Origin of the sequence: Streptomyces albireticuli (genome assembly GCF_021228125.1) — a bacterium.
GTDB lineage: Bacteria > Actinomycetota > Actinomycetes > Streptomycetales > Streptomycetaceae > Streptomyces > Streptomyces albireticuli.
In genome coordinates, this window is sequence record NZ_JAJQQS010000016.1 from 166,673 (window position 1) to 177,452 (window position 10,780).

The following is a 10,780-nucleotide window of genomic DNA, read 5'->3' on the forward strand; positions in this document are numbered from 1 at the left end:
ACCGGATGCCGGGCGAACCGATTGCGATTGTGGGAATGGCGTGCCGTTACCCGGGCGGAATAGCCGCCCCGGAAGGGCTCTGGCAGGTGGCCAGGGACGGGATCGACGCGATCGGCGAGTTACCGGACGACCGGGGCTGGGACCTGTCGTCCCTCTACGATCCCGACCCGGACCGGCCCGGTACCTCCTACGTACGGCACGGCGGCTTCCTCTACGACGCCGGCCATTTCGACGCCGAGTTCTTCGGGCTCTCCGCCCGCGAGGCGTTGACCACCGATCCGCAGCAGCGCCTCCTGCTCACCACGGCGTGGGAGGCCCTGGAGAACGCGGCCATCGATCCCACCTCGCTGCGGGGCAGCCGCACGGCCGTGTTCGCCGGCTCGATGATGCACGACTACGCGCCCCGGGTGCACACCGTCCCGGACGGGCTGGAGGGGTACCTGATCACCGGGAACACCTCCAGCGTGGCGTCCGGCCGAGTGGCCTACGTGCTCGGCCTCAACGGCCCCGCGGTCACGGTGGACACCGGCTGCTCCTCGTCGTTGGTGACCACTCACCTCGCGGTGCAGTCGCTGCGTCTCGGCGAGTGCGACCTGGCCCTGTCCGGCGGGGTGACGGTGATGGCGACCCCGGAGATGTTCGTGGAGTTCTCGCGGCTGCGGGGCCTCGCCCCGGACGGCCGGTGCAAGCCGTTCTCCGCGACGGCGGACGGTACGGCCTGGTCCGAGGGCGTCGGAATGCTGGTGCTGGAACGGCTCTCCGACGCCCTGCGCCACGGGCACACCGTGCACGCGCTGGTGCGCGGCACCGCGGTCAACTCGGACGGGGCCTCCAACGGGCTCTCCGCACCCAGCGGGCCGGCTCAGGAACGGGTGCTGCGGGCGGCGCTGGCCGACGCCGGACTGTCCGAGGCGGACATCGACGCGGTGGAGGCGCACGGCACGGGCACCATGCTCGGCGACCCGATCGAGGCACGGGCGCTGCTGGCGGTGCACGGCCCGCAGCGGGCGCGCTCACTGCTGTTGGGGTCGGTCAAGTCGAATATCGGGCACACGCAGGCCGCTGCCGGGGTGGCGGGCATCCTGAAGATGGTGCACGCCATGCGCGACGGCGTGCTGCCGCGCATCCTGCACCTGACCGAACCCAGCCCGCACGTGGACTGGGAGTCCGGCAGGGTCACCCCGCTCGCGGAGGAGACGCCGTGGCCGGAGACCGGACTCCCGCGCCGGGCCGGGGTGTCCTCGTTCGGCATCAGCGGCACCAATGCCCATGTGATCCTGGAGCAGGCGCCGGAACCCGCGCCCGCCGCGGCACCGCGACCGGCGTCCGCGGTCCCGCTGCTGCTTTCCGCGCGGTCGGCGGAGGCGCTGCGGGAACAGGCCGGCCGGCTGGCCGAGCGGCTCCGCCCGGACCGGGTCGGCCTGCTGGACGCCGGATTCACGCTGGCGACCGGCCGGGCCGGGTTCGAGCACCGGGCCGCCGTCGTCGGCCGGGACCGGGACGCGTTGGTGCACGGACTGGACGCGCTCGCCGAGGGCGGTTCGGCACCGGGCACGGTCGTCGGGTCACCCTGCCGGGACACCAGGCCGGTGCTGTTGTTCCCCGGCCAGGGCACGCAGTGGACCGGGATGGCCACGGAACTGCTGGAGTCCAGCCCGGTCTTCGCCGGGCACATGGCGGCCTGTCAGGACGCGATGGCGCCGTACGTGGACTGGAACCTGGGCGACGTGCTCACCGACGCGGACGCGCTGCTCCGGGTGGACGTGGTGCAGCCCGCGCTGTGGGCGGTCATGGTGTCGCTGGCCGGACTCTGGCGGGCACACGGGGTGCGGCCGGCCGCGGTGGTGGGCCACTCCCAGGGCGAGATCGCGGCCGCGACCGTGGCCGGCGCGCTGTCCCTGGACGACGGGGCGCGGATCGTCACGCTGCGCAGCCGGGCCTTGCGGGCGCTCTCCGGTACGGGCCGGATGCTGTCGGTGGGGCTGCCGCGAGCGGCGGTCGAGGAGTCGATGGCCCGCTGGGGCGAGGACCTCTCGGTGGCCGCGGTCAACGGGCCGCGCTCGACGGTGGTCTCGGGCGCCGTCGAGGCGGTCGAAGAGTTCGCCGCCGCGCTGGTCGCCGAGGACATACGGGCGACCCTGTTGCCGGTGGACTACGCCTCGCATTCGGCGCAGGTCGAACTGCTGCGTGCGGAGCTGCGCGAACTGCTGGCGCCGGTGACTCCGACGGCGGCCGAGGTTCCCTTCCACTCGACCGTGACCGGCGGTCCGGTGGACACCACCGGGCTGGACGCGGACTACTGGTACCGCAACCTGCGCGCCACGGTCGAGTTCGAGGCGACGGTGCGCGGACTGGTCGCCGCCGGGCACACCACGTTCCTGGAGGCGAGCCCGCATCCGGTGCTCGCCGGCGGCGTGCGGCAGATCCTCGGTGACCACGAGGAGGACCACGACGGGGGCGGCGTGGTGCTGGAGACCCTGAAACGGGACGACGGTGGTGCCGACCGCTTCCTGCTGGCGGTGGCCGAGGCGGCCGTACACGGTGTGGACGTGCACTGGAACGGGCTGTTCGACGGCGCCCGGAGCGTGGAGCTGCCGACCTATCCGTTCCGCCAGGAGCGGTACTGGATGCTGCCCACCGCCGCCTCCGGGCCCGTCGCCGGGCATCCGATGCTGGACTCGGTGGTCCAGCTCGCCGGCGGTGGCCTGGTCGCCACCTGCCGGCTCTCCCTCACCCGGCACCCCTGGCTGGCCGAGCACGGGGTGCGCGGCACCGTGCTGCTGCCCGGGGCCGCGTTCGTCGAACTGGCGCTGCACGCGGGTGAGCGCGCGGGGCTGCCGGTGCTGGACGAGCTGGTGCTGGAGAGCCCGCTGGTGCTGCCTGAGCGGGGCGAGACGGAGTTGCAGATCGCGATCGGCGAGACGGATCCGGGCACGCTGGCGATGTACGCCCGGTCCGCGCCGGACGCGCCGTGGACCCGGTGCGCGACCGGGACGCTCCGGGCCGCGGAGTCCGGCGGCGAGACCTTGACGGAGTGGCCGCCGGCCGGTGCCGAGGAGATCGACCTCGACGGCGAGTACGCACGGCTCGACGAGCGGGGTTACGAGTACGGGCCGGCCTTCCAGGGGTTGCGGCGGGCCTGGCGGCTCGGTGCGGAGCTGTGGGCCGAGGTCGAGCTGCCGGTCGATCCCGGGCGGTTCGGCCTGCACCCGGCCCTGCTCGACGCGGCATTGCACCCGCTGCTGCTGGACGCGGGGGACGCGCCGGTGAGGTTGCCGTTCTCCTGGAGCGGGGTCGCACTCCATGCGGTCGGGGCCACGGCGTTGCGGGTGCGGCTGACTCCGCAGGGCAACGACTCGTTCGCCGTGGCGCTCGCCGACGCGGCGGGGGAAGCGGTGGCCACGATCGGCGCGCTCGCGCTCCGGCCCGTGGGGCCCGTGCGGCCGGGGGCGGCGGGCGTGGACCGGGCGCTGCACCGGCTGGACTGGGTGCCGGTCACGCGGCGGGCCGCCCCGGCGATCGTCGACGCGCCGGTCGTGGACGTGGCCGGGCCCGAGGAAGCACTGGCGCGGGTCCGAGAGTTCTTGGACACCGACGACGAGAAGGCGACGGGCGGGCCCCTGATCGTGCGGACCCGTGGTGCGGTCGCGATCGCCCCGGAGGACGACCAGGATCCCGACGCCGCGGCGGTCTGGGGCCTGGTCCGCACGGCACGCACCGAACATCCCGGCCGGTTCGTGCTGGTCGACCTGGACCGCGCCGGCGACCCCGAGGACGCCGACGCCGCCCTGGAGCTGGCGTTGGGCACGGGTGAGCCGGAGATCGCCGTCCGGGACGGGCGGACGTTCGCGCCGCGACTGGCCCGGGTGACGCGGACGGGGGACCGGCCCGCCCTCGCCGGAGGCACGGTGCTGATCACCGGCGGGACCGGCGTACTCGGCCGGGAGCTGGCCCGGCACCTGGTCACCGAGCACGGGGTGCGGCACCTGGTGCTGGCGGGACGGCGCGGCGGCGAGGCGGCGCTCGACTCCGGTCTCGAGGACCTGACCGGCACCGCCGAGATCAAGGTCGTGGCGTGCGACGTCGCCGACCGGGCCGCCCTCGCCGAACTGCTGGCGGCGATCCCCGCGCGACACCCGCTGACCGCGGTGATCCACGCCGCCGGAGTGCTGGACGACGGCACGGTGCGCTCCCTCACCGCCGAACGGCTGAACGCGGTGCTGCGACCCAAGGTCGAGGGTGCGCGCAACCTGCACGAACTGACCGAACACCTCGACCTGGCCGCGTTCGTGCTGTTCTCCTCCGTAGCCGGTGTCCTCGGCACCCCGGGGCAGGCGAATTACGCGGCCGCCAACGCGTGGCTGGACGGGCTGGCGCAGCACCGCCGCTCGCGGGGACTGCCCGCCTCGTCCATGGCGTGGGGACTGTGGGCGCAGGACACCGGCATGACCGGGCGGCTGGGCGACACCGACCGGGCCCGGCTGCGGCGAGCCGGGCTCGTGCCGATGTCCCGCGAACACGGGCTCGCACTGTTCGACGCGGCGCTGGGCACAGACCTGGCGTGCACCGTGCCCGCCCGTTTCGACCTGGCCGGCGTGCGTGCGGCGGGCCCGGAGCGGGCCCCGGTGTGGACCGGGCTGCTCGGCGTGCGGCGGAGCGCGGCCCGGCCGGCCGCCGTGGCCGCGGCGCCCGTGTTCGTCTCCGGCGGCGAGCGGTCGGTGCTCGACCTCGTGCTGGCCACGGTGGGCTCCGTGCTCGGCGTGGAGCGCCGGGTGGACCCGGCGCGGGCGTTCCGCGACATCGGCTTCGACTCGCTGTCCGGGGTGGAGCTGCGTAACCGGCTCACCGCCGCGACCGGGGTGCGGCTCCCCGCGACCGCGGTGTTCGACCACCCCACCCCCACGGCCCTGGCCGGGTACCTGTCCGGGCAGCTCCCCGACGCGGTACCCGGCGGCCGGACACCGGTCGCCGGGCCCGGCCCGCAGGACATGGACGACCCGGTGGTGCTGGTCGGCGCGAGCTGCCGCCTTCCCGGCGGGGTGTCCACCATGGACGAGCTGTGGGAGTTGCTGGCCGCCGGACGGGACGCGATCACCGAGTTCCCGGCGGACCGCGGCTGGAACCTGGACGAGGTCTACCACCCGGAGCCGGGCCGCGGCGGGCGCAGCTATGTGCGGCACGGCGGCTTCCTGGACGGGATCGCCGAGTTCGACAACGGCTTCTTCGGCGTCGCCCCGGCCGAGGCGGTCTCGATGGACCCGCAGCAGCGCATCCTGCTGGAACTCGCCTGGCACGCGCTGGAAGACGCCGGGATCGACCCGACCACGCTGCGGGGCACCCGCACCGGTGTCTACCTCGGGCTGATGGGCAACGACTACGCGCGCCGCGCGCACCGGACGCCCGAGGACCTCACCGGCGACGTCTCGATCGGCAACGCGGGCAGCGTCGCGTCGGGGCGGCTGGCCTACACGTTCGGTTTCCACGGCCCGGCGATCACGGTGGACACGGCGTGTTCCTCCGCGCTGGTGGCGATGCACCAGGCCGCGCAGGCGCTGCGGGCCGGTGAGTGCACGGTCGCGCTGGCGGGTGGCGTCACGGTGCTCACCACGCCGACGCTGTTCGTGGAGTTCTCCCAGGTGGGGGTGCTCGCCCCGGACGGCCGGTGCAAACCGTTCGACGCGGCGGCGGAGGGCACCGCGTGGAGCGAGGGCGCCGGGCTGCTGGTGATGGAGCGGCTTTCCACCGCGCGCGAACGGGGCCACCGGGTGCTCGCCGTGCTGCGCGGCTCGGCACTCAACTCCGACGGCGCGTCCAACGGGCTGACCGCGCCGAACGGATCGGCCCAGCAGCGGGTGATCCGGGACGCGCTGGCCGTCGCGGGCCTGGCGCCCGGCGAGGTGGACGCGGTGGAGGCGCACGGCACCGGAACCCCGCTCGGCGACCCGATCGAGGCCACCGCGCTGCTGGCGACCTACGGTCAGGACCGGGCGCGGCCCGTGCTGGTCGGGTCCGCGAAGTCCAACCTCGGGCACACCCAGGCCGCGGCGGGCGTGGCGGGTGTGCTCAAGATGGTGCTGGCCATGCGGCACGGCCGGTTGCCCCGGACCCTGCACCTGAATGACCCGAGCCCGCACGTGAACTGGGACGACGGCGCGGTGCGGTTGCTGGACGAGCCGGTGGACTGGCCGCGCGTGGACCGTCCGCGCCGGGCGGCGGTTTCCTCGTTCAGCCTCAGCGGCACCAACGCGCACGTGATCCTGGAGGAACCCGAGCCCGAGCCCGAACCGGAGCCGGCGACCGCCACGGCTCCGCCGCTCATCCCCTGGGTGCTCTCCGCGGCCGGCCCGGAGGCGCTGCCCGCGCAGGCCGGGGCCCTGCTCCGCCGCCTGGCCGACGAGGACGGGAACGGCTCGCCGTCCGCGCTGGACGTGGCGTACTCGCTGGCCACCACGCGGGCCCGGCTGCGCGCCCGCACCGTCGTGCTCGGCACGGACACCGGCGAGCTGACCGCCGCGCTGCGAGCCGGGACCGGCCTGACCGGAGTGGCGGCCGACGGCGCGACCGCGTTCCTGTTCCCCGGCCAGGGCGTGCAGTACGCGGACATGGCCACATCGCTCCGGGACCGGGTGCCGGCGTTCGCGGCGGCCCTCCGGGAGATCGCCGCCGAGCTGGACCCGCTGCTGGACCGGCCGCTCGCCGAGATCCTCCGGGACGGACCCGGTGAACGCACCGACCATGCGCAGGCCGCGGTGTTCGCGGTTCAGGTGGCGGTGTTCCGGCTGCTCACCACGTTGGGGGTGCGGCCGGACGCGGTGGCCGGGCACTCGGTCGGGGAAATCGCCGCGGCGCACGCCGCGGGCGTGTTCTCGCTGGCCGACGCCTGCGCACTGGTGGCCGCGCGCGGGCGGCTGATGCGCGAACTCGGCGGCGAGGGCGTGATGGTGGCGGTCCAGGTACCGGAAGCCGACGTGCCGGAACTGCTGCGCGGCTACGAGGACCAGGTGGCGCTGGCCGCGGTGAACGGGCCCGCCTCGGTGGTGCTCGCCGGGGACGCGGACGCGGTGCGGGAGATCTCGCGGCGAGTGGCCCACGTGAAACGCCTGCCGGTGTCGCACGCGTTCCACTCCCACCACATGGACCCGGTTCTGGACCCCTTCCGGGAGGTGCTGGCCGGACTGGACTTCCGGGCACCGGCGATTCCGGTCGTGTCCTCGGTGACCGGCGCACGGGTCACCGAAGAGCTTCGCGACCCGGAGTACTGGGTCCGGCATGCGCGGGAACCGGTGCGCTTCCACGACTGCCTGCGCGCTCTGGACGCGGCGGGCACCAGCACCTACCTGGAGCTGGGACCGGGCGCGACGCTCAGCGCGCTCGGCCAGGAGGCGCTGGGCGGGGACGGTTTCCTGCCGTTGCTACGGCAGGACGCCGACGAGGTGCACGGCCTGCTGACGGCGTTGGCGGCCGCGTACACCCGGGGCGTCGACGTGGACTGGGCGGCCTGGTGCGCGGGCGGGCGGGCGGTGCCACTGCCCGGCTACGCGTTCACCCGGCAGCGGTTCTGGCTGCCCGACGACGAGGCTCCCGCCGACCCTCTGCTGCACGGTGTCGAGTGGCCGCCGCTGCCCGTCCCCGGCCCGGTCGCCGACGCACCGGGGCCGTGGCTGGTGGTGGCCCCGCCGGGCGCGGACTGGGACCGGCTCACCGAGGACGTGGCGGGCGTGCTGGGCGAAGGGACCCGCGTCGTGCGCGGCGACGCCGTGGACGGCGAGCACTGGGACCGGCTGCTGCCCGACCTGCCGGGCGGCGGCATCGTGTCCCTCCTGGCGATGGCCGAGGACTCGGACACGCCGCGGGTGCCGACCGGCCTGGCCGCCACCCTGGCGCTGCTGCGGGCGCTGCTGTCCAGAGGCGCGGACACGCCCCTGTGGTCGATCACCAGCGGCGCAGTGCGGGCCGGCACGGCGGACACCGTGCCGAATCCGGAGCAGGCCGCCGTGTGCGGGCTGGCCCGGGTCGCGGGCATGGAGGCGCCCCGGCTGCACGGCGGCCTGGTGGACCTGCCGCCGCGACCGGCCGTGGAGGACCTGGCCGCGCTGCCCGCCGCGCTGGCCGCCCGGGACGAGATCGCGATCCGGGACGGGCGGCTGTACGCCAGGCGACTGGTCCCGGTGCCCCGCACCGAACCCGCCACGAAGGAGCCCATCGGCACCGTGCTGATCACCGGGGGGCTGGGCGGCATCGGCGCGCACGTAGCCCGCCGGCTGGCGGCCCGGGGCGCGGACCGCCTGCTGCTGGTCGGCCGCCGGGGCGTGGACACCCCCGGCGCGACGGAACTGCGTGCCGAACTCACCGCGCTGGGTGCCGAGGTCGAAATCGCGGGCTGTGACGTGGCGGACCGCGAGGCGCTGGCCGGGCTGCTCGCCGGGCGGTCGCTCACCGGTGTGGTGCACGCCGCCGGGGTGCTCGACGACGGGGTGCTGGAGGCGCTGTCCGAGGACCGGCTGGCGCGGGTGTTCGCGGCGAAGGCGGACGGCGCGCGGTTCCTGCACGAGCTGACCGCCGGCCATCCGCTGCGCTTCTTCGTGCTGTGCTCCTCGCTGGCCGGCACCGCGGGTTCGCCGGGGCAGGGCAACTACGCCGCGGCCAACGCCGTCGTGGAGGCGCTGGCGGCCCATCGGCAGGCCTGCGGCCTGCCCGCGACGAGCCTGGCCTGGGGCCCCTGGCTGGACACCGGGATGACCACGTCCTGGCCCGTCGGCCCGCGGTCGGACGGCGGCGCCACGCCGATGCCCGCCGACCGGGCGCTGGACGCGCTGGAGCGGGCACTGTCCGGCGGTGCGGCGCAGTACGTGGCCGGTGCCGTGGACTGGCCGCGGTTCGCCGCCGCACGGCCGGGGCGCCTGTGCTCCGGACTGCCGGGTGTGGGCGCGGACACCGGGCCCGACCCCGCGAGCGTGTTGCGGGAACGGCTGGCGGCCACCGCGCCGCAGCGGCGGTCGTCGGTGCTGCTGGAGCTGGTCACCGCCCGGGTCGCGGACGTTTCGGGCCGGTCGGCCGGAGACCTGGACGCGCACCGGCCGTTCCGGGAGCTGGGCCTGGACTCGCTGGCCGGGGTCCGGCTGCGCAACCTGCTCGGCGCGGACACCGGAGTGCCGCTGGCGGCCTCCGCGGTCTACGACCATCCCACCGCCGCCGCGCTGGCCCGGTACCTCGGCGACGCGCTCGGTGTCGACGAGGGCGACCCGGACGAGCGGGTCGTGCTGGACCGCCTGAGGGAACTGGAGGCGGCCCTGCTCCGGCGGCCTCCGTCCCTGCCCGTCCCCGAGGTGATCACTACGACACTGCGGCGACTGCTGCGCGGCCAGGAGGACGGCGCCGCCGATGAGCAGGACGCGGTGCCCGACCTGAGCGACGCCACGGACGACGAGATGTTCACGCTGATCGACGGAGTGCTCGACGACGCGATATCGGACACCGGTCGCACCGCCGGCCGTGCCACGGAGAGGAGCTAGCCCATGTCAGTGCCGAGCCGCCCACCGGTCACCGCGCTCGACAACCCGCTGCACGCCCTGCTCGACCGGGAGGTGCTCGCGAACCCCTACCCGTTGTTCGAGCGGTGGCGGGAGCAAGGTCCGATGTGGACGTCGGACGGTTCCCTGCTGCTGAGCGACCACGCCAACTGCATGGCGGTGCTCAAGAGCCACACGACCATGGGTAGTGACACGTTCAACGCGCCGGGGATGCGGGAACTCTTCGGCGACCGCGGTGACGAGCCGGTACTCAACTCGATCTTCTTCATGGACGATCCCGGACACGGGCGGCAGCGGAACCTGGTCAGCAAGGCGTTCACGCCACGGATCACCGCGCGTTTCGAGCCGTGGATCCGCGAGATCGTGGACGAACTGCTCCGCGACTGCCTGGCCGACGGCGAGTTCGACGGCGTGCGGGACCTGGCCGCGGTGCTCTCGCTGCGGGTCATCGCGACTCTCCTGGGCATCCCGGGCGAGGACATCCCGATGCTGCGGGAGTGGTCCAGCGACATGGCGCTGTCCACGGAGCTGCCCACGCTGGTGGCCAGCTTCCACTCCACCGCGATGTTCGACCGTGAGGAACTCGTCCGCATCATCCGCACCACCACCGAACTGCACGGCTACTTCGCGGACCTCATCCACAAGCGCCGTCGCAACCCCGGCGAGGACCTCGTCTCCAGCCTGCTCTCCACGCAGGAGAACGGGCGCGGGCTGAGCCGGCGTGAGGTGACGAACGTCGTGGTGACCGTGTTCACCGCGGCCCACGAGTCCACCACGAACCTGATCACCAACGGCCTGCTCGCGATGTCGCGCCACCCGGAGCAGTTCCAGCTGCTCCGGCAGGACCCGGCGATCGTCGGCGACGTGGTCGGCGAGGCGCTGCGCTACGACTGCCCGATCATGCTGACCGGCCGTGTCGCACTGAGGTCCGACCGGATCAACGGCATCGACATCCCCGAGGGCTCGGTGGTCACCCTGGTCCTCGCGTCCGGCAACCGGGACGAGCGGGTGCACCCGAGTGCGGGTCGGTTCATCGCGGACCGGAAGCCCGCCGCGATGAACCTCGCCTTCGGCGCCGGCGCGCACTACTGCCTCGGCAGCAGCCTGGCCCGGCTGGAGGCGGAGATCGTGTTCGGTGAGCTGGCTCGCCGGCTGCGCGGCTTCCACGTGCACGAGGACTCACTGAGTTATCGCAGGCACGTGGTCGTCCGCGGCCTCGACACCGAACGGATCACCTTCCAACTCTGACC

Annotated in this window: 2 protein-coding genes; both read left to right on the forward strand. The window is 74.6% G+C overall.

Features of this window, described 5'->3' with window-relative positions; all coding sequences use genetic code 11:
* Positions 1 to 29: 29 nt before the first annotated feature.
* Positions 30 to 9,512, forward strand: a complete 9,483-nt coding sequence (locus tag LUZ64_RS26355; RefSeq protein ID WP_443729035.1) for an SDR family NAD(P)-dependent oxidoreductase — start codon at positions 30 to 32, stop codon at positions 9,510 to 9,512.
* Between the two features lie 3 nt (positions 9,513 to 9,515).
* A complete protein-coding gene (locus tag LUZ64_RS26360; protein ID WP_095579267.1) occupies positions 9,516 to 10,778 on the forward strand; it encodes a cytochrome P450 in 1,263 nt (420 codons plus the stop codon).
* Positions 10,779 to 10,780: the final 2 nt, after the last annotated feature.